This is a genomic window from Vulcaniibacterium thermophilum (assembly GCF_007923255.1).
GTDB classification, from domain to species: Bacteria; Pseudomonadota; Gammaproteobacteria; order Xanthomonadales; family Xanthomonadaceae; genus Lysobacter_F; species Lysobacter_F thermophilum.
Genome location: NZ_VOHJ01000008.1, coordinates 37,904 through 57,633, shown reverse-complemented (window position 1 = coordinate 57,633; position 19,730 = coordinate 37,904). Strand labels below are relative to the sequence as shown.

15 protein-coding genes are annotated in these 19,730 nt (G+C 71.2%); 14 read left to right on the top strand and 1 reads right to left on the bottom strand.

Going from position 1 to position 19,730, the window contains the following annotated elements:
• Positions 1-29: 29 nt before the first annotated feature.
• From FQY64_RS05165 to lpxC, 12 genes are all read left to right on the top strand, one after another.
• The gene (locus tag FQY64_RS05165) at positions 30-1,883 is read left to right on the top strand and encodes a peptidoglycan D,D-transpeptidase FtsI family protein (RefSeq protein ID WP_425476671.1); all 1,854 of its coding nucleotides are present in this window, start codon (positions 30-32) and stop codon (positions 1,881-1,883) included.
• Positions 1,884-1,894: 11 nt separating this feature from the next.
• Positions 1,895-3,355 (top strand): UDP-N-acetylmuramoyl-L-alanyl-D-glutamate--2,6-diaminopimelate ligase, encoded by a 1,461-nt coding sequence (locus FQY64_RS05160; RefSeq protein WP_146472666.1) that lies wholly within the window; start codon positions 1,895-1,897, stop codon positions 3,353-3,355.
• Positions 3,352-4,749, top strand: coding sequence for a UDP-N-acetylmuramoyl-tripeptide--D-alanyl-D-alanine ligase (locus tag FQY64_RS05155; protein WP_146472633.1), 1,398 nt, complete (start codon positions 3,352-3,354; stop codon positions 4,747-4,749). Before FQY64_RS05160 ends, FQY64_RS05155 begins: the two co-directional genes overlap by 4 nt.
• Complete coding sequence (gene mraY / locus FQY64_RS05150; RefSeq protein WP_146472632.1) at positions 4,739-5,824, top strand: phospho-N-acetylmuramoyl-pentapeptide-transferase; 1,086 nt, start codon at positions 4,739-4,741, stop codon at positions 5,822-5,824. Before FQY64_RS05155 ends, mraY begins: the two co-directional genes overlap by 11 nt.
• Positions 5,824-7,110 carry a putative lipid II flippase FtsW gene (ftsW, locus tag FQY64_RS15030; RefSeq protein ID WP_229814894.1) on the top strand — a complete coding sequence of 429 codons (1,287 nt, stop codon included), beginning with the start codon at positions 5,824-5,826 and terminating at the stop codon, positions 7,108-7,110. The genes mraY and ftsW overlap by 1 nt, the downstream gene beginning before the upstream one ends.
• Positions 7,107-8,183: an undecaprenyldiphospho-muramoylpentapeptide beta-N-acetylglucosaminyltransferase gene (gene murG / locus FQY64_RS05145; RefSeq protein WP_229814893.1), complete on the top strand. Its 1,077-nt coding sequence runs from the start codon at positions 7,107-7,109 to the stop codon at positions 8,181-8,183. The genes ftsW and murG overlap by 4 nt, the downstream gene beginning before the upstream one ends.
• A complete protein-coding gene (gene murC / locus FQY64_RS05140; protein ID WP_146472630.1) occupies positions 8,180-9,640 on the top strand; it encodes a UDP-N-acetylmuramate--L-alanine ligase in 1,461 nt (486 codons plus the stop codon). Before murG ends, murC begins: the two co-directional genes overlap by 4 nt.
• Positions 9,637-10,608, top strand: a complete 972-nt coding sequence (locus FQY64_RS05135; protein WP_146472629.1) for a D-alanine--D-alanine ligase — start codon at positions 9,637-9,639, stop codon at positions 10,606-10,608. Before murC ends, FQY64_RS05135 begins: the two co-directional genes overlap by 4 nt.
• On the top strand, positions 10,605-11,441 hold the full coding sequence (locus FQY64_RS05130; RefSeq protein WP_146472628.1) for a cell division protein FtsQ/DivIB: 837 nt from the start codon (positions 10,605-10,607) through the stop codon (positions 11,439-11,441). Before FQY64_RS05135 ends, FQY64_RS05130 begins: the two co-directional genes overlap by 4 nt.
• Entirely contained in the window at positions 11,438-12,673 is a 1,236-nt protein-coding gene (gene ftsA, locus FQY64_RS05125; RefSeq protein WP_146472627.1) for a cell division protein FtsA, read from the top strand. The genes FQY64_RS05130 and ftsA overlap by 4 nt, the downstream gene beginning before the upstream one ends.
• Positions 12,674-12,892: 219 nt before the next feature.
• A complete protein-coding gene (gene ftsZ, locus FQY64_RS05120; protein WP_146472626.1) occupies positions 12,893-14,098 on the top strand; it encodes a cell division protein FtsZ in 1,206 nt (401 codons plus the stop codon).
• 280 nt (positions 14,099-14,378) lie between these two features.
• Positions 14,379-15,290: a UDP-3-O-acyl-N-acetylglucosamine deacetylase gene (gene lpxC, locus FQY64_RS05115; protein WP_146472625.1), complete on the top strand. Its 912-nt coding sequence runs from the start codon at positions 14,379-14,381 to the stop codon at positions 15,288-15,290.
• A 172-nt stretch (positions 15,291-15,462) separates the two neighbouring features.
• Here the strand turns inward: lpxC and FQY64_RS05110 are convergent, their stop codons facing one another.
• Positions 15,463-15,912, bottom strand: a complete 450-nt coding sequence (locus tag FQY64_RS05110) for a DciA family protein (protein ID WP_146472624.1) — start codon at positions 15,910-15,912, stop codon at positions 15,463-15,465.
• Positions 15,913-15,938: 26 nt separating this feature from the next.
• Between FQY64_RS05110 and FQY64_RS05105 the strand changes: the two genes are divergently transcribed.
• A complete protein-coding gene (locus tag FQY64_RS05105; RefSeq protein WP_229814892.1) occupies positions 15,939-16,832 on the top strand; it encodes a M23 family metallopeptidase in 894 nt (297 codons plus the stop codon).
• Between the two features lie 145 nt (positions 16,833-16,977).
• Positions 16,978-19,704 (top strand): preprotein translocase subunit SecA, encoded by a 2,727-nt coding sequence (gene secA, locus FQY64_RS05100; RefSeq protein WP_146472622.1) that lies wholly within the window; start codon positions 16,978-16,980, stop codon positions 19,702-19,704.
• Positions 19,705-19,730 lie beyond the last annotated feature (26 nt).

Genomic DNA, 19,730 nt, shown 5'->3' with positions numbered 1-19,730 from the left:
ACTCGCTGCTGAACCGTCTGCGCGAACGGCTGCGCGGCGGCGACGGCGCGCGCGGCATAGGCCCGCTGCGCGGCCGGCCGCAGTTCGATCTTCGTGGCCGGCTGAAGATCGTCGGCGGCGCGCTGGCGCTGTGCTCGGTGGCGCTGGTGGTGCGCGCGTTCGAACTGCAGGTGGTGCACAACGACTTCTACCGCCGGCAGGCGGACGCGCGCTCGCTGCGCGAGATTCCGATCCCGGCCTCGCGCGGGATGATCACCGACCGCAACGGCGAGCCGCTGGCGGTGTCCACGCCGGTCGAGTCGATCTGGGCCAACCCGCAGGAACTGCTGAAGGCCCCGCAGCATCTGCCGCGGCTGGCGGCCGCGCTGGGCGCGCCGCTCGACGAGCTGACCCGCAAGCTGAGCCAGCGCGCCGACCGCGAGTTCGTCTTCCTCAAGCGCCGCATCAACCCCGACGAAGCGCGCCGCATCCTCGCGCTCGGCGTGCCGGGCGTGTTCTCGCAGCGCGAGTACCGCCGCTTCTACCCGCAGGGCGAGGCGCTGGCGCACGTGCTGGGCTTCACCAACATCGACGACCGCGGCCAGGAGGGCCTTGAACTCGCGTTCGACGAGTGGCTGCGCGGCAAGCCCGGCGCCAAGCGGGTGATCCGCGACAACAAGGGCCGCATCGTCGAGAACGTCGACCTGGTGCGCCCCGCGCAGCCGGGCAAGGACCTCACGCTCAGCATCGACCGCCGCATCCAGTTCCTCGCCTACCGCGAACTGCGCGCGGCGCTGGAGCGCACCGGCGCCAAGGCCGGTTCCGCCGTCATCCTCGACGTGCACACCGGCGAGGTGCTGGCGATGGTGAACCTGCCGACGTTCAACCCGAACGCGGTCGGCGGCGGCAATCGCGACGCGCACCGCAACCGCGCGGTGACCGACGTGGTCGAGCCGGGCTCGACCATGAAGCCGATCACCGTGGCCGCCGCGCTCAAGGCCGGCATCGCCACGCCCGCGACGCTGATCGACGTCTCGCCCGGGCACATGCAGCTCGGGCGCTACACCATCAGCGATCACCGCAACTACGGCATCCAGACCGTCACCGGGCTGATCACCAAGAGTTCCAACATCGGCGCGGCCAAGCTCGCCGCGCGGATGAACGATGAGTACTTCTACGAGTTCATCCGCCGCTTCGGCTACGGGCGCTCCACCGGCAGCGGCTTCCCCGGCGAGGTGTCCGGCGTGCTGCCGCCGCCGTCGAGCTGGAGCGGCACCACCAAGGCGACCATGTCCTACGGCTATGGCCTGTCGGCCACGCCGCTGCAGATCGCGCGCGCCTACGCCGCGCTCGGCAACGGCGGCCGCCTGCTGACGCCGACCTTCGTCAAGGGCCAGCGCGGCGAGGCGCGCGAGGCGCTCGACGCGCCGACCGCGCGCGAGATCGTGCGGATGATGCAGACCGTCACCGAGCCCGGCGGCACCGCCGAGCAGGCCGCGATCCTCGGCTACCACGTCGCCGGCAAGACCGGCACCGCCCGCAAGTTCAACGCCAGCGGCGGCTACTCGCGCCGCTACGTATCGTTCTTCGCCGGCGTGGTGCCGGCGCACGCGCCGCGCTTCTCGATGGTGGTGGTGATCGACGATCCCGATCCGGCCAAGGGCTACTTCGGCGGCCTGGTGTCGGCGCCGGTGTTCCGCTCGGTGATGGAGGGCGCGCTGCGGCTGATGGACGTGGCGCCGGACGACATCGAAACCTGGATCGCCGCGCAGACCGCCGATGGCCTGAAGCGCCAGCAGCGCGGCGAGAGCGGCCCGGTGCTGCCGGTCGACGACCTCGCCGCGGCCACCCCGCTCACCGTGCGGGCGCCGCTGCCGGCGCCCGCCGCGGAGGCCGGCCGATGAGCGCGCGCGCGATGCTGCTGACGGAGCTGCTGCCGGACGTGGCGGCCATTCCGGCCGGGCTGACGATCACCGGGCTGTCGCAGGACAGCCGCGCGGTGCGTCCGGGGCATGCGTTCGTCGCCATCGCCGGGTTCGGCGCGCACGGGCTGAAGTTCGCCGCCGATGCGCAGGCGGCCGGCGCCGCGATCGTGCTGTACGAGCCGCCGGTGCCGCCCGGCATCGCGCTGCCGCGCGGCGCGGTCGCCGTACCCGGGCTGCGCGCGCGGCTCGGCGAGATGGCCGACCGCTTCTACGGCCGGCCGACCGCGCGCATGGACGTGGTCGGCGTCACCGGCACCAACGGCAAGACCTCGACCGTGCAGTTGCTCGCGCAGGCGTGGACGCGCATGGGCCGCACCTGCGGCACCATCGGCACGCTCGGCGCCGGCCTGTACGGACGCGTCGAACCGACCGGCTTCACCACCCCGCTGGTGCTGCCGCTGCACGCGCTGATCGCGCGCATGCACGACGAGGGCGCGCAGGCGTTGGCGATGGAAGTCAGCTCGCACGCGCTCGACCAGGGCCGCGTCGACGGCGTGCACTTCGACGTCGCGGTGTTCACCAACCTCACCCGCGACCACCTCGACTACCACGGCGACATGGCGCGCTACGGCGCCGCCAAGGCGAAGCTGTTCGCCTGGCCCGGGCTGCAGGCGGCCGTGATCAACCTCGACGACGGCTTCGGCCGCGAGCTGTTCGCCCGCCTGCCGGGCGGCCTGCGCGCGATCGGCGTGAGTTCGCGCGGCCAGCCGCTGGCCGAGCTGCGCGCCAGCGACATCCGTCCGGACGCCGCCGGCCTTGCGTTCACGCTCGACATCGAAGGCGAGCGCTTCCCCGTGCGCTCGCCGCTGCTGGGGCGCTTCAATGTCGACAACCTGCTCGCGGTCGCCGGCGCACTGTATGCGCTGGACGAGCCCGCGCCGTACATCGCCGAACGGCTGGGGCAACTGCAGCCGGTGCACGGACGGATGAACCGGCTCGGCGGCGACGGCGTGCGGCCGCTGGTGGTGATCGACTACGCGCACACGCCGGACGCGCTGCAGCAGGCGCTGAGCTCGCTGCGCCCGCATGCCGCGCGCCGACTGATCTGCGTATTCGGCTGCGGCGGCGAGCGCGACCGCGGCAAGCGTCCGCAGATGGCGGCGATCGCCGAGGGACTGGCGGATCGCATCGTCGTCACCGACGACAACCCGCGCCACGAGGACGGCGATGCGATCGTCGCCGACATCCGCGCCGGTTTCCGCGCGCCGGAGCGGGTCGTCGTCGAACGCGACCGCCGCGTCGCCATCGAAACCGCCATCGCCGGGGCCGGCCCGCACGACGTGGTGCTGATCGCCGGCAAGGGCCACGAACCGTACCAGGAGATCGCCGGGGTGCAGCACCCGTTCGACGACACCGAAGTGGCGCGCCGCGCGCTGGAGATCCGCGCATGAGGCCGCTGCGGCTATCCGACATCGCCCGCATCGCGCGCGGCCGTGTGCGCGGCGAGGACCGCACGGTGGACGCGGTCTGCACCGACACCCGCGCCTTGCCGGCCACGGGCGCGCCGTTGTTCGTCGCGCTCAGGGGCGCGCGTTTCGACGGTCACGATCACGTCGCCGCCGCGGCGCGCGGCGGGGTGGCCGCGGCGCTGGTGGCGCGCGAGGTGGATGCCGACCTGCCGCAGGTCGTCGTCGCCGACACCGAGCGCGCGCTCGCCGATCTGGCCGCCGCGATGCAGCGCGAACGCCGCACGCGCGTGGTGGCGATCACCGGCAGCAACGGCAAGACCAGCGTCAAGACGCTGGTCCACGCCATCCTCGAGCGCGCCGGCCGCGCGTACGCCAATCCCGGCAACCGCAACAACGAGATCGGCCTGCCGCTGGCGGTGATCGACGCCCCGGAGGACGCCGAGTTCGCGGTCTACGAGATGGGCGCCGGCAAGCCGGGCGATATCGCCTACCTGTGCGCGATCGCGCGTCCCGACGTGTCGATCGTCAACAACATCGCGCCCGCGCATCTGGAGCGCATGGGCAGCCTGCTCGGCGTGGCCGACACCAAGGCCGCGATCTACGACGCGCTGCCGCCGGAGGGCACCGCCGTCATCAACGCCGACGACGCTTTCGCGCCGTACTTCGCCGAGCGCGCGCACGGCCGGCGCCTGCTCTGGTTCGGCTTGGACCACAGCGCCGACCTCACCGCGCGCGACATCGAGCCGTTCGACGGCGGCTCGCGTTTCGTGCTGGTCGCACCGCAGGGCGAGGCGCCGGTGGAACTGCACATGGCCGGCCGCCACAACGTGCGCAACGCGCTCGCCGCGGCGGGGCTCGCGCTCGGCCTCGGCGTGCCGCTTTCGACCATCGCCGCCGGGCTCGCCGCGGCGCGGCCGGTGGCCGGACGGCTGGTGACGCACCGCCTGCCCGGCGGCGCGCATCTGATCGACGACAGCTACAACGCCAACCCGGGCTCGCTCGCCGCCGGCATCGACACCTTGGCCGAAACCTGCCGTGCGACCGGCGAGGCGGCCTGGCTGGTGCTGGGCGACATGCGCGAGCTCGGCGCCGACGCCGCCGCGCTGCATGGCGAGGCCGGCCGTCGTGCGCGGTCGGCCGGCGTGGCACGGCTGTTCGCGCTGGGCGAGCTCAGCGCGCACGCGGTCGACGCGTTCGGCGCGGGCGGCGCGCATTTCGACAGCCACGATGCGCTGGCGCAGGCCTTGCGCGCCGCGCTGGCCGCTGCCGGCGGCGGCGTCCGGGTGCTGGTGAAGGGGTCGCGCGGCAGCGCGATGGACCGGATCGTGACGGCCCTGCTCGCGGCCGAGGGGAAGGGGGACGATCATGCTGCTTGAGCTGGCGCGCTGGCTGGAACAGCTGCAGAGCCTGTTCGGTCTGTTCAACTACCTCACCTTCCGCGGCATCCTGTCCGCGCTCACCGCGCTCGCGCTCTCGCTGTGGTGGGGGCCGGCGGTGATCCGGCGGCTGGCGCAGCTCAAGGGCGGCCAGCCGATCCGCAAGGAAGGCCCGCAGTCGCATTTCTCCAAGGCCGGCACGCCGACCATGGGCGGCGCGCTGATCCTGCTGACGGTCGCCGCTTCGGTGCTGCTGTGGGGCGACCTGCGCAACCGCTACGTCTGGCTGGTGCTGGTGGTGATGCTGGCGTTCGGCTGGATCGGCTGGTGGGACGACTGGATCAAGATCGTCCGCCGCGATCCGAACGGCATGCGCTCGCGCACCAAGTACGCGCTGCAGTCGCTGTTCGGGCTCGGCGCCGGCCTGTTCCTGTTCTACACCGCCGACGTGCCGGCGGCGACCACGTTCTACATCCCGTTCTTCAAGGCGGTGGCGCTGCCGCTGGTCGGCGTCACCTTCGTGGCGATCGCCTATTTCTGGATCGTCGGCTTCTCCAACGCGGTCAACCTCACCGACGGCCTCGACGGTTTGGCGATCATGCCGACCGTGCTGGTCGCCTGCGCGCTCGGCGTGTTCGCGTACGCCTCGGGCAACGCGGTGTTCTCCAACTACCTGCAGATCCCGAGCATCCCCGGCGCGGGCGAGCTGGTGATCATCTGCGCCGCGATCGCCGGCGCCGGCCTCGGCTTCCTGTGGTTCAACACCTATCCGGCGATGGTGTTCATGGGCGACATCGGCGCGCTCGCGCTGGGCGCCGTGCTCGGCACCATCGCCGTCATCGTCCGCCAGGAACTGGTGCTGGTGGTGATGGGCGGCATCTTCGTGATCGAGACGCTGTCGGTGATGATCCAGGTGGCGTCGTTCAAGATGACCGGCAAGCGGGTGTTCCGCATGGCGCCGATCCATCACCACTTCGAACTGAAGGGGTGGCCGGAACCGCGCGTGATCGTGCGCTTCTGGATCATCTCGGTGGTGCTGGTGCTGGTCGGCCTGGCCACGTTGAAGGTGCGCTGATGGATGTCGGCACCCGCCAGGCGCTGCGACTGGAGGCGATCGGAGGCCGCTTCGACGCGTGGCTGTTGGCCGCGATCGTCGCGCTCGCCTGCCTGGGCGTGGTGATGGTCGGCTCCAGCGGCGTCGCGCAGGCGGCCTCGCCGTACTACTACCTGACCCGCCACCTGATGTTCATCGGCGCCGGCACCGTGGCCGCGCTGCTGGTGATGCGGATGGAGCTGAAGACGATCGAGAAGTACGCCCAGTGGCTGCTGCCGGTATGCCTGGCGCTGCTGGTCGCGGTGCTGCTCCCCGGCATCGGGGCGACGGTGAAGGGCGCGCGGCGCTGGATCAACCTCGGCGTGTCCAACTTCCAGGTGGTCGAGGCGGTCAAGGTGTTCTTCATCGTCTGGATGGCGAGCTACCTCAAGCGCTACAGCGAGGAGGTCAGCGCCACCTGGCCGGCGATGCTCAAGCCGCTCGTCGTGGTGCTGCTGTTCGTGGTGCTGCTGCTGCTGCAGCCGGACTTCGGCTCCTCGGCGCTGCTGCTGGCGATCGCCGGCGGCATGCTGGTGCTGGGCGGGGTGAACATGCCGCGCATGTTCGGGCCGGTGCTGCTGCTGCTGCCGGCGCTGGCCGCGGTGGCGATCGCCGAGCCCTACCGCATGCGCCGCATCACCTCATTCACCGATCCGTTCAAGGATCCGTTCGGCGACGGCTACCAGCTCGCCAACGCGCTGATGGCGATCGGACGCGGCGAGTGGTTCGGCGTCGGGCTCGGCGCCTCGGTGCAGAAGCTCAACTACCTGCCCGAGGCGCACACCGACTTCATCCTCGCGGTGATCGGCGAGGAGCTCGGCTTCGCCGGCGTGCTGCTGGTGGTGGCGCTGTTCACCCTGCTGGTCGGCCGCGCGCTGTGGGTCGGCTACGAATGCGTGCGGATGCGCCGCTATTTCGCCGGCTACGTCGCGTTCGGCATCGCGCTGTGGATGGGGCTGCAGAGCTTCGTCTCGATCGGCGTGAACCTCGGCATGCTGCCGACCAAGGGGCTGACGCTGCCGCTGGTGTCCTACGGCGGCTCCAGCGTGGTGATGACCTGCGCGGCGCTCGGTCTGCTGCTGCGCGTGTCCTACGAACTCGATCGCGCCAAGCGCCAGGTCGCGCTGCGCCGCAGCGAGGCGGCCGCCGCACCCGCGCCGGCCGCGCCCGCGGGCGAGCCGGCGCGCCCGGCGGCGGCGGTGACGCCGCTGCGCGGCACCAGCCGCCTGCGTCAGCGCATCGAACCGACGCTGGGGGTGACGCCGTGAAGGGCCGTCCCGTGATCCTGCTCGCCGGCGGCACCGGCGGGCATATCTTCCCGGCGATCGCGACCGCCCATGCCCTGCGCGCGCGCGGCGTGCCGGTGCGCTGGATCGGCAGCGCCGGCGGCATGGAAACGCGCCTGGTGCCGCCGCATGGCATCGACATCGACACCATCGACGTGCGCGGCATCCGCGGCAAGGGCGTCGGCACCCTCCTGCGCGCGCCGTTCACGCTGGCGGCGTCGGTGCGTGCCGCGCGCCGGCTGATCCGCCGCCACGCGCCGCGCGCGGTGATCAGCTTCGGCGGCTTCGCGGCCGGCCCCGGCGGACTGGCGGCGCGGCTGTGCGGCGTGCCGCTGCTGGTGCACGAGCAGAACCGCGCGCCCGGCATGACCAACCGCGTGCTGGCGCGGTTCGCCGCCCGCGTGCTGACCGGCTTCCCCGGCACGTTCGCGCGCGAGGAGGCGGTGGGCAATCCGGTGCGCGACGAGATCGCGATGCTGCCGCCTCCGGCCGAGCGCTTCGCCGGCCGCGAAGGGCCGCTGCGCCTGCTGGTGCTGGGCGGAAGCCAGGGCGCGCGCGCGCTGAATGCCGCGGTGCCGCAGGCGCTCGCCGTGCTGCGGCTGACGCACGCGGTCGAAGTGCGCCACCAGTGCGGCGAGAAGCTGCTGGCCGAGGCCGAACGCGCCTACCGCGACGCCGGCGTGGCCGCCGCCGTCGAACCGTTCATCGCCGACATGGCCGAGGCCTACGCCTGGGCGGACCTGGTGGTGTGCCGGGCCGGTGCGTTGACGCTGGCCGAACTGTGCGCCGCCGGCGTGGGCAGCCTGCTGGTGCCGTTCCCGCAGGCGGTCGACGACCACCAGACCCGCAACGCCGAATACCTGGTCGAACACGGCGCCGCGCGCCTGCTGCCGCAGGGCGGCGATCTCGCCGAGCGGCTGGTGCGGGAGATCGGCGAATGCGCCGCGCGCGGGACGCTGCTGCGGATGGCGGACGCGGCCCGCGCGCTGGCGCGGCCGGACGCCGCCGAGCGCGTCGCCCGGATCGTCATCGAAACTTCGGAGACGGCCGCATGAGCCCGTCGCGCACCCGCCGTATCCCGTACCTCGGCGACATCGCCCGCGCGGTGGCCGAAGGCCGCGCGCCGCGCGTGCATTTCGTCGGCATCGGCGGTGTCGGCATGAGCGGCCTGGCCGAAGTGCTGTGCACGCTCGGCTACCGCGTGTCCGGCTCGGACATGGCCGACAACGCGGTCACCCGGCGGCTGGCCGCGCTCGGCATCGACGTGCAGCGCGGCCACGCCGCCGCCAACGTGCTCGGCAGCGACTGCGTGGTCGTGTCCAGCGCGATCCGCGCCGACAACCCCGAACTGCTGGAGGCGCGCGCGCAGCGCATCCCGATCGTGCCGCGCGCGGAGATGCTGGCCGAGCTGATGCGCTTCAAGCGCGGCATCGCCATCGCCGGCACCCACGGCAAGACCACCACCACATCGCTCACCGCGAGCGTGCTCGCCGAGGGCGGGCTCGATCCGACCTTCGTGATCGGCGGCCAACTGCTCGCCGCCGGCGCCAACGCGAAGCTCGGCAAGGGCGACTGGCTGGTGGCCGAGGCCGACGAGAGCGACGGCAGCTTCCTGCGCCTGACGCCGCAGATGGCGGTGGTCACCAACATCGACGCCGACCACCTGGAAAACTACGGCGGCGATTTCGCCCGCGTGCAGGCGGCGTTCGCCGAATTCCTGCACCGGCTGCCGTTCTACGGCCTGGCGGTGCTCTGCATCGACGATGCGGAGGTGGCGCAACTGGCCGCGCAGATGCCGCGGCACACGCTCACCTACGGCTTCGACCCGCAGGCCGACGTGCGCGCCGAGGACATCGGCCAGCACGGCCCCTGCATGCGCTTCACGCTGGTGCTGCCGGACGGCAGCCGCACGCCGGTCGAACTGGCGCTGCCGGGCCGCCACAACGTGCAGAACGCGCTGGCGGCATCGGCGATCGGCTGGGAACTCGGCATCGCGCCGGAGGCGATCGCACGCGCGCTGAAGGGCTTCGCCGGCATCGGCCGCCGTTTCAACCGGCTCGGCGAGCTGGTCACGCCGAAGGGCGCGCGCGTGCAACTGGTCGACGACTACGGCCATCACCCGAAGGAGCTCGAAGCGGTGTTCGCCGCCGCGCGCGGCGGCTGGCCGGACAAGCGCCTGGTGGTCGCGTTCCAGCCGCACCGCTACACGCGCACGCGCGATCTGCTCGACGAGTTCGCCGCCGTGCTCTCCAGCGTCGATGCGCTGGTGCTGACCGAGGTCTATGCCGCCGGCGAAGCGCCGATCGCCGGCGCCGACGCCAAGGCGCTGGCGCGTGCGATCCGCGCGCGCGGGCGCATCGACCCGGTCGTGGTCGGCGGTGCCGCCGAGATCGCCGGCGTGCTGCCGGACGTGCTGGCCGACGGCGATCTGCTGCTGATGATGGGCGCGGGGGACATCGGCGCTGCCGCGCAGCGCCTGGCCGCGCAGGGTTTTCCGGGAGAGATCACGTGACTTCCTTCTCGCCGCCGCGTTTCGCCGATCCCGCGGTGTTCGGCCGCGTCGCCGTGCTGATGGGCGGCACCAGTTCCGAGCGCGAGGTGTCGCTCGACTCCGGCCGCAACGTGCTCGAGGCGCTGCGCGCGCGCGGCATCGACGCGCACGCGGTCGACGGCATTCCGGCGCTGATCGAGGCGATCCGCGGCGGGCGCGTGGACCGCGTCTTCAACGTGCTGCACGGCAGCGCCGGCGGCGGCGAGGACGGCGTGCTGCAGGGGCTGCTGACCGCGCTCGGCGTGCCGTTCACCGGTTCCGACGTGCTCGGCTCGGCGCTGTCGATGGACAAGATCCGCACCAAGCAGGTCTGGCTGTCGCTCGGTCTGCCGACGCCGCGCTACGTGCGGCTCGCCAAGGGCGCCGACGTGCACGCCGCCGCGCGCGAACTCGGCCTGCCGGTGATCGTCAAGCCGTCCTGCGAGGGCTCCAGCGTCGGCGTGTCGCGGGTATTCGACGACGCCGGGCTCGACGGGGCGGTGGCGCTCGCCGCGCAGTACCCGGGTGAGCTGCTGATGGAGCAGTTGATCGTCGGCGACGAGCTCACCGTCGGCATCCTGCGCGACGGCGACATCCACCGCGCGCTGCCGTCGATCCGCATCGTGCCGAAGGGCGAGTGGTACGACTACCACGCCAAGTACGTCGCCGAGGACACGCAGTACCTGTGCCCCGGCCTCGACGGCGCCGCGGAAGAAGAGATCCGCCGCATCGCGCTGGCGGCTTTCGAGGCGGCCGGCTGCAGCGGCTGGGGACGCGTGGATGTGATGCGCGACCGCGCCAGCGGCCGGCTCTACCTGCTCGAGGTGAACACCGCGCCGGGCATGACCAGCCACTCGCTGGTGCCGAAGGCCGCGCGCCAGCTCGGCATCGGGTTCGAGGAGCTGTGCTGGCGCATCCTCGAGACGTCGGTGGGAGGCGCGCGCCCGTGACCGCGCTGCTGCGCCTGCTCACCTGGCTGATCGCGCTGGCGCTGGTCGCGCTGCCGGTCGTGGCCGTGCTCAACGGCTGGATCGGCGCCGAGCAGTGGCCGCTGCGCCGGCTGCGGGTGACGGGCGAGTTCGAGCACGTGAGCGAAGCGCAGTTGCGCGCGACGCTGGTGCCGTACGCGCGCCGCGGCTTCTTCGCGGTGCCGCTGGATCGGGCGCAGGCGGCGGTCGCGCGCCTGCCGTGGGTGGCGCGCGCGGAAGTGCGCAAGCGCTGGCCCGACGTGCTGGAAGTGATCGTCGACGAGCACGAACCGTTCGCGCGCTGGGGCGAGGACCGCGTGCTGTCCACCGAAGGCCGGCTGTTCGATCCGGGTCGCGGGCGCGTGCCCGCGAACCTTCCGCGCTTCGACGGCCCGGACGCGCGCGTGCGCGACGTGGTCGCGGTCTACAACGAATCGCGCGCGCTGTTCGCGCCGATCGGCCTGCGCGTGCGCGAGGTGCGGCTGGACAAGCGCGGTAGCTGGTCGCTCGCCCTGCACACCGGCACCCAGGTGGTGCTCGGCCGCAGCGAAGTGCGCCCGCGCCTGGCGCGCTTCACCCGCCTGCTGCCGCGCCTGCTGGCCGGCGGACAGCGGCTGGAGCGTGCGGATCTTCGCTACACCAACGGCTTCGCGCTGGCCTGGCGTCCGGAAACCCGCAATGGGGAGTCGGGAGCCGGGAAGGCCGCATCCCGGAGCCGCTCCGCCACGCCGCCGCCCGAACCCCGTGTCGCTCGCGCCTTCGTCCCGTCGATCGATTCCCGACTCCCTATTCCCGATTCCCGACCAACGACATGAACCGCAAGGGCGACAAATCGCTGATCGTGGGCCTCGACATCGGCACCTCCAAGGTGGTGGCGCTGGTGGGCGAGTACTCGCCCGGCAATCCGATCGAGGTGATCGGCATCGGCAGCCACGAATCGCGCGGGCTCAAGCGCGGCGTGGTGGTCGACATCGAATCGACCGTGCAGTCGATCCAGCGCGCGGTCGAGGAGGCCGAGCTGATGGCCGGCTGCGAGATCCGCTCGGTGTACGCCTCGATCTCCGGCAGCCACATCCAGTGCCGCAACTCTCAGGGCATCGCGCCGATCCGCGACGGCGAGGTCACCTACGGCGATCTCGAACGCGTGCTGGAGGCGGCCAAGGCGGTGGCGATCCCGGCCGACCAGAAGATCCTGCACGCGATCCCGCGCGACTACGTGCTGGACGACTCGCAGGAAGGCATCCGCAACCCGGTCGGCATGACCGGCGTGCGGCTGGAGGTGCACGCCCACCTCGTCGTGTGCGCGCAGTCGGCGGCGGCCAACATCACCAAGTGCGTGCAGCGCTGCGGCCTGCAGGTCGACGACCTGATCCTGAGCGTGCTCGCCTCCAGCACCGCGGTGCTGACCGCCGACGAGAAGGAGCTCGGCGTGGTGCTGGTCGACATCGGCGCCGGCACCACCGATATCGCGGTGTTCGTGCAGGGTGCGATCGCGCACTCGGCCTCGCTGCCGATCGCCGGCGACAAGGTCACCGAGGACATCGCGCACATGCTGCGCACGCCCACGCCCGAGGCCGAGCAGATCAAGGTGCGCTATGCCTGCGCGCTGGCGCAGATGGCGACCGCCGAGGAAAGCATCCAGGTGCCGAGCGTGGGCGACCGTCCGCCGCGCCGGATGCCGCGCCATTCGCTGGCGCAGGCGGTGCAGGCGCGCTACGAGGAGATCTTCGAGATGGTGCAGGCCGAGCTGCGCCGCAGCGGTTTCGAGCCGCACGTGCGCGCCGGCATGGTGCTGACCGGCGGCGCTTCCAAGATGGAAGGCGTCGTCGAGCTGGCCGAGGAGATGCTGCAGATGCCGGTGCGCGTCGGCATCCCGCAGCACGTCACCGGCCTCGGCGAAGTGGTGGGCAACCCGGTGCACGCCACCGGCGTCGGCCTGCTGCTGATGGGCAGCCAGATCGAGAACCCGCGGCGCCCGGTGCTGTCGACCGGGCGCGCCGGCGGGCTGCTGGCGAAGCTCAAGAACTGGTATCGCGGTGAGTTCTGAGCGTGGCGGCGAACGGGAATCGCGAGTCGGGAACAGGGAACAGGGAATAGGGAACAGGGAACAGGGAATCGGAAGAGCAAGAGCAGCAGGCGCAAGCGGCAACGCGAAGCAGGTAGGCCCCGAGTAGACAACACACACAAAGACGCCGGAACGGAGAACGCGGAATCGATTTCCGATTCCCCATTCCCGATTCCCGGCCACCAAGCGGAGGACGAGGACATGGCACATTTCGAACTGGTCGAGAAGATGGCCCCGAACGCGGTGATCAAGGTCATCGGCGTGGGCGGCGGCGGCGGCAACGCGGTCGCGCACATGGTCAACAGCAGCGTCGACGGCGTGGAGTTCATCACCGCCAACACCGACGCGCAGGCGATCAAGAACTGCGGCGCCAAGCTGCAGCTGCAGCTCGGCAGCAACGTCACCAAGGGCCTCGGTGCGGGCGCGAACCCCGAAGTGGGCCGCCAGGCCGCGCTCGAGGACCGCGAGCGCATCATGGACGCGCTTTCCGGCGCCGATATGGTGTTCATCACCGCCGGCATGGGCGGCGGCACCGGCACCGGCGCCGCGCCGGTGGTGGCGCAGCTCGCCAAGGAGATGGGCATCCTCACCGTCGCCGTGGTCACCAAGCCGTTCCCGTTCGAGGGCCGCCGCCGCATGCAGGTGGCGCTGAAGGGCATCGAGGAGCTGTCGCACCACTGCGACTCGCTGATCACGATCCCGAACGAGAAGCTGATCACCGTGCTCGGCCGCAACGCGACCATGATCCAGGCGTTCCGCGCCGCCAACGACGTGCTGCTCGGCGCGGTGCAGGGCATCGCCGACCTGATCGTGCGCCCGGGCCTGATCAACGTCGACTTCGCCGACGTGCGCACGGTGATGAGCGAGATGGGCCTGGCGATGATGGGCACCGGTTCCGCCCGCGGCGACGACCGCGCGCAGGCGGCGGCGGAAGCGGCGATCCAGAACCCGCTGCTCGACGACGTCAACCTGGCGGGCGCCAACGGCATCCTGGTCAACATCACCGCCGGCTCCGACTTCACGATGGCGGAGTTCGACGAGATCGGCCGCACCATCGAGAACTTCGCCAGCGAGGACGCCACCGTCGTCATCGGCACCGTGCTCGATCCGGACATGCAGGACGAGGTGCGCGTCACCGTGGTCGCCACCGGCCTCAACCGCGCGACCACGCGCCAGAGCGTGCGCGGCGGCGAGCGCGAATACCAGCGCGCGCCGGTGCAACTGGTACGCAACGCCACCACCGGCCAGCCGGAGTTCTCGGCGATGGACCGCATGGAGCCGGCCGTGCCCGGCTTCGCCGGGAGCCTGCGCGGCCGAGTCGAGGCCTCCGCGCCGGCGGTGGCCGATTTCGGCAACGACGCCAGCTACCTGGACATCCCGGCGTTCCTGCGTCGGCAGGCGGACTGAGCTCCGCCCGCCACGCCGTGGGTCGTCGTTCCGCCGCGAGGCGGACGACGGCCGGCGCCGCGACCGCTTCTCCGCCTTGCCCGGCGCGTCCGGGCGTTGGGGTCGGTCGGCACGTGCCGACCGGCCGTTTTGCTTCCGGCGATGGGACGCACCATCCGGCCGCGACACTGGACTCTTCCGTTCAGGTTCAGCGACCCCCGTGCTACCCTCTCCGGCCTCTTCACGGTCGCCGTGATACCCCCGTCCAGGTTTTCCGCCGTCGCGCGGGAGGCTGCCCGCCATGATCCGACAGCGCACCCTCAAGAACGTGATCCGCGCCACCGGCGTGGGGCTGCACAGCGGGCAGAAGGTCTTCCTCACCCTGCGCCCGGCGCCGGTGGACACCGGCATCGTGTTCCGCCGCGTCGATCTGGAACCGCCGACCGACGTGCCGGCGCGCGCCGACCTGGTCGCCGAGACCGTGCTGTGCACGGGCCTGGCGTGCGGTCCGGCGAAGGTGCAGACGGTCGAGCACCTGCTGTCCGCGCTGGCCGGCCTCGGCATCGACAACTGCCGCATCGAGCTGTCCGCGGCCGAGGTGCCGATCATGGACGGCTCGGCCGGGCCGTTCGTGTTCCTGCTGCAGTCGGCCGGCATCGAGGAACAGGACGCCCCCAAGCGCTTCATCCGCGTCACCCGCCCGGTGGAAGTGCGCGAGGGCGACAAGTGGGCGCGGTTCACGCCGTACGACGGCTTCCGCCTCGAGTTCACGGTCCGCTTCGATCACCCCGCCATCCCGCCCACGCAGTCGCACGCGGTGGTGGACTTCTCCACCGAGACCTACATCCGCGAGGTCAGCCGCGCACGCACGTTCGGCTTCATGCGCGATCTGGAGTACATGCGCGAGCGCAACCTCGGCCTCGGCGGTTCGATGGACAACGCGATCGTGCTGGACGAGTTCCGCGTCCTCAACGACGACGGCCTGCGCTATGCCGACGAGTTCGTCCGCCACAAGATCCTGGACGCGGTCGGCGATCTCTACCTCGCCGGTCACCAGGTCCTCGGCGCCTATGCCGGCTACAAGTCCGGCCACGCGCTCAACAACAGGCTGGTCCGGGCCCTGCTCGCCGAGCGCGAGGCATGGGAGGAGGTCAGCTTCCCGGCGCCGGTGGATCCCCTGCCGGTCCACTACGGCATGCCCGCCTACGCCTGACCGGCCCACGGCCGCTTCACGCCGGACCGACGTCTCACCTTGTGAACCCCAGGTGAGCGTTTAACTCATTCTTAACGGATTTCTAGCGAACCGGGCCCGGGAGTTAACACCCCGGCGGGTGCACCCCAGTAGCATCCCCCCTTCGTCCGCCCCGGCACGCCGGGCGGCCCGGTCAGGGGGCGTCGCCTGGCTCGGGATCCGCGGACGAGAGCGACGCCAGGGCCGCGCGCAGGGCTTCCTGCGTCTCGGCCGATCTGGGTGCGAGGCTTCGGTGTGGCCGAAGGGGAGCGGCCGGCCGGGATCCCGTGCAGTCGAGGGCGGTCCTGACCACCAGTTCCGTCGCACCCAGCCCGAAGGACCGGGCTGCGTCGAGGATCTCCGGCGCGGCAAGCCGCAGTCTGGCGCGCCACACCGGAGCATCGACGACGAACACGAGCCTGTTGCGGTCGACGTTGGCCAGCCTCGCATGGGCGGCCAGCGGCTCCGGCAGGCAGGGGCGCAACCGACGGTCCAGTTCGTCCAGCCACAGGGCGCGGCGGACGACGTCGCCGGCGGGTTCCTTCAGCAGCGCATCGAGCGCGGGCTGCGGGGCCGGACGGCGCGGGGATCGGGAATCGGACATCGAGGACAATGCTCAAACGACCCGTGATGAAGACGTCGCGTACCGGCTTCGGGCGGTACCTGCAGATCGCCGGCGACTTCGCCGCGCGCAGGCCGGCGCTCGCGTTCGCCAGCGTACTCCTTTCGGGATTGCTGATGGGCGCCGGGCTGAGCGCCGCCGAGAACGTTCAGTTGCGCGCGCAGTTGCGCCAGCAGCAGGCCGAGCTGGAAGCCACCCGCCGCGGCGCGCAGCGCGAACTCAACGCGCTGGCCGCCCGCCTCGGCGAGCTGCAGGCCGAAGCCAACCGTCTCAACGCGCTCGGCGAGCGCCTGACCCGCATCGGCCAGTTGCAGGACGGCGAGTTCGATTTCGAACGGCCGGTCGGCGTCGGTGGCGCCGGTCCCGTGCGCGACATCTCCCGGCGCGAGCTGGAGCAGGGGATGGCGCGGCTCGACGCTCAGTTCGGCGCCTCGGGCGAGCAGCTCTCCGTGCTGGAAGCGCTGCTGTTCAACCGCCAGCTCGACATGAACGCGGTGCCCTCGCGCGCGCCGATCTCCGACAGCTACGTCACCTCCGGGTTCGGCGGCCGCGCCGATCCGTTCGGCGGCGGCACCCAGTTCCACAAGGGCATCGATTTCGAGGCCGACGTCGGCGATCCGGTGCTGGCAGTGGCCGACGGCGTGGTCAGCTTCGCCGGCGCGCGCGCCGGTTACGGCAACGTGATCGAGGTCGATCACGGCAACGGCTACGTGACCCGCTACGCGCACAACTCGCGCCTCACGCGCCGGGTGGGCGATCTGGTGCGGGCGGGGCAGGAAGTCGCCAAGGCCGGCTCGACCGGCCGCTCGACCGGCGCCCACGTCCATTTCGAAGTGTGGGAGAACGGCCGCGTGGTGGATCCGCGCAAGTTCCTCAGCCAGCAGTCGCCGCTGCGGCGCTGAGGCCCGGGCACTTGATTCGCGGCCCGGCGCCACCACGCTAGAATGCGGTTCGCCTGACTCGGTTTCACCTTGGAAGCAGGGCGCCCGGCGCCCTGTTTTCGTTTGTGGTCGCGGCCCCGCGCCGTCCACCCTTCCGGATCCCTCCATGCTCAACAGCCTGCTTACCCGCGTTTTCGGCAGTCGCAACGAACGCCTGCTGCGCCAGCTCCAACGCACCGTCGACAAGATCAACGCGCTCGAGCCGCAGATGGAGAAGCTCTCCGACGCGGAACTGCAGGCCAAGACCCCGGAGTTCAAGCAGCGCATCGCCAACGGCGAATCGCTCGACAAGCTGCTGCCGGAGGCGTTCGCGGTCTGCCGCGAGGCGAGCAGGCGCGTGCTCGGCATGCGCCATTACGACGTGCAGTTGATCGGCGGCATGGTGCTGCACCTGGGCAAGATCGCCGAGATGCGCACCGGCGAAGGCAAGACGCTGGTGGCGACGCTGCCGGTCTACCTCAACGCGCTGGAAGGCAAGGGCGTGCACGTCGTCACCGTGAACGACTACCTCGCCAAACGCGACTCCTCGTGGATGGGCCGCCTGTACTCATGGCTGGGCCTGTCGGTGGGCGTGGTCTACCCGGGCATGCCGCATTCCGACAAGAAGGCGGCATACGAGGCCGACATCACCTACGCCACCAACAACGAGATCGGCTTCGACTACCTCCGCGACAACATGGCGCTGTCGAAGGAGGACCGCTTCCAGCGCGGCCTGAACTTCGCGATCGTCGACGAGGTCGACTCGATCCTGATCGACGAGGCGCGCACGCCGCTGATCATCTCCGGTCCGGCCGACGAGTCGCCCGAGCTGTACATCAAGGTCAACCGCATCGTGCCGAACATGACGCGGCAGCAGACCGAGGACGGCATCGGCGACTACTGGGTCGACGAGAAGAGCAAGCAGGTGCACCTGTCCGAGGCCGGTCAGGAGCACGCCGAGGAACTGCTGCGCCGCGCCGGCATCCTGGCCGAGGACGAGAGCCTGTACGCGCCGCACAACATCCACGTCGTGCACCACCTCAACGCCGCGCTGCGCGCGCACGCGATCTACCAGCGCGACGTCGATTACATCGTGCGCGACGGCGAGGTGATCATCGTCGACGAGTTCACCGGTCGCACGCTGCCGGGCCGGCGCTGGTCCGACGGCCTGCACCAGGCGGTGGAGGCGAAGGAGGGCGTGCCGGTCCAGCGCGAGAACCAGACCCTCGCCTCGATCACCTTCCAGAACCTGTTCCGCATGTACCGCAAGCTCGCGGGCATGACCGGCACCGCCGACACCGAGGCCTACGAGTTCCAGAGCATCTACGGCCTGGAGGTGGTGGTGATCCCGACCCACCGCCCGATGGTCCGCAAGGACCATCCGGACGCGGTGTTCCTCAACAAGGCCGGCAAGTACCGCGCGGTCGTCAACGAGATCAAGGACTGCCACTCGCGCGGCCAGCCGGTGCTGGTGGGCACCACCTCGATCGAGGTGTCCGAGATGCTCAGCGAGCAGTTGCGCGCGGCCGGCATCCCGCACCAGGTGCTCAACGCCAAGCAGCACGAGCGCGAGGCGCAGATCGTGGCGCAGGCCGGCCGTCCCGGCGCGGTGACCATCGCCACCAACATGGCCGGCCGCGGCACCGACATCGTGCTCGGCGGCTCGCTGGAGGCGGAGATCGCCGAACTGACGGCGCAGAACGGCGGCGTCGAACCGGACGAGGTCACCAAGGCGCGGCTGAAGGCCGAATGGCAGAAGCGGCACGACGAGGTCAAGGCGCTCGGCGGCCTGCACATCATCGGCACCGAACGCCACGAGTCGCGCCGCATCGACAACCAGCTGCGCGGCCGCGCCGGCCGCCAGGGCGACCCGGGTTCTTCGCGCTTCTACCTGTCGCTCGAAGACAACCTGATGCGCATCTTCGCGGCCGACTGGGTGCAGCGCGTGATGGCGCGCATGGGCCTGAAGGAAGACGACATCATCGAGTCGCCGCTGGTCACCAAGCAGATCGCCAACGCGCAGCGCAAGGTCGAGGCGCACAACTTCGACATCCGCAAGAACCTGCTCGAGTTCGACGACGTCAACAACGACCAGCGCAAGGTCATCTACGCCCAGCGCGACGAGCTGCTGGACGCGGAGGACATCCGCGAGAACATCGAAGGCATCCGTCGCGACGTGGTCGCCGAGTTCGTGACCCGCTTCGTGCCGCCGCAGTCGATCGACGAACAGTGGGATCTGCCGGGGCTGCAGGCGACGCTCGAACAGGAGCTCGGCGTGCGCGTCGACCTGCAGGGTCTGGTCGCGGGCGCGAAGGAAATCGACGCCGAAGGCATCCTCGAGCACGTGCAGGACGCGGTCGCCCGCCACTTCGCCGAGCGCGAGCAGCAGATCGGCAGCGAGACCATGCGTCTGCTCGAGAAGCACATCATGCTCAACGTGCTCGACCAGAACTGGAAGGAGCACCTCGCGCGCATGGACTACCTGCGCCAGGGCATCCACCTGCGCGGCTACGCGCAGAAGCAGCCCAAGCAGGAGTACAAGCGCGAGGCGTTCGAGTTGTTCTCGGACATGCTGGAGAAGGTCAAGCGCGACGTCATCACGCTGCTCGCCCGCGTGCGCATCCGCAGCGAGGAGGAGATCGCGATGATGGAGGCGGCCGAGCGCGCGCAGGCCGAGGCCGTGGCGCGGCAGATGCAGTTCCAGCACGCCAGCGCGGGCGGTTTCGGCGCCGACGAGGAGGCCGCGCAGGCCGAGAGCGACGCGCTCGCCGCCATGCCGAAGGTCGGCCGCAACGACCCGTGCCCCTGCGGCAGCGGCAAGAAGTACAAGCACTGCCATGGGCAGTTGGCGTAAGAGCCGGGCTTCGGATTCGGGATCGG

Excerpts from the sequence above, each read along its gene's own strand:
- FQY64_RS05155 (WP_146472633.1), top strand. The coding sequence starts at position 3,352 with ATGAGGCCGCTGCGGCTATCCGACATCGCCCGCATCGCGCGCGGCCGT.
- ftsW (WP_229814894.1), top strand. The coding sequence starts at position 5,824 with ATGGATGTCGGCACCCGCCAGGCGCTGCGACTGGAGGCGATCGGAGGC.
- FQY64_RS05160 (WP_146472666.1), top strand. The coding sequence starts at position 1,895 with ATGCTGCTGACGGAGCTGCTGCCGGACGTGGCGGCCATTCCGGCCGGG.
- secA (WP_146472622.1), top strand. The coding sequence starts at position 16,978 with ATGCTCAACAGCCTGCTTACCCGCGTTTTCGGCAGTCGCAACGAACGC.
- ftsA (WP_146472627.1), top strand. The coding sequence starts at position 11,438 with ATGAACCGCAAGGGCGACAAATCGCTGATCGTGGGCCTCGACATCGGC.
- lpxC (WP_146472625.1), top strand. The coding sequence starts at position 14,379 with ATGATCCGACAGCGCACCCTCAAGAACGTGATCCGCGCCACCGGCGTG.
- ftsZ (WP_146472626.1), top strand. The coding sequence starts at position 12,893 with ATGGCACATTTCGAACTGGTCGAGAAGATGGCCCCGAACGCGGTGATC.
- murC (WP_146472630.1), top strand. The coding sequence starts at position 8,180 with ATGAGCCCGTCGCGCACCCGCCGTATCCCGTACCTCGGCGACATCGCC.
- mraY (WP_146472632.1), top strand. The coding sequence starts at position 4,739 with ATGCTGCTTGAGCTGGCGCGCTGGCTGGAACAGCTGCAGAGCCTGTTC.
- FQY64_RS05105 (WP_229814892.1), top strand. The coding sequence starts at position 15,939 with ATGAAGACGTCGCGTACCGGCTTCGGGCGGTACCTGCAGATCGCCGGC.
- FQY64_RS05110 (WP_146472624.1), bottom strand. The coding sequence starts at position 15,912 with ATGTCCGATTCCCGATCCCCGCGCCGTCCGGCCCCGCAGCCCGCGCTC.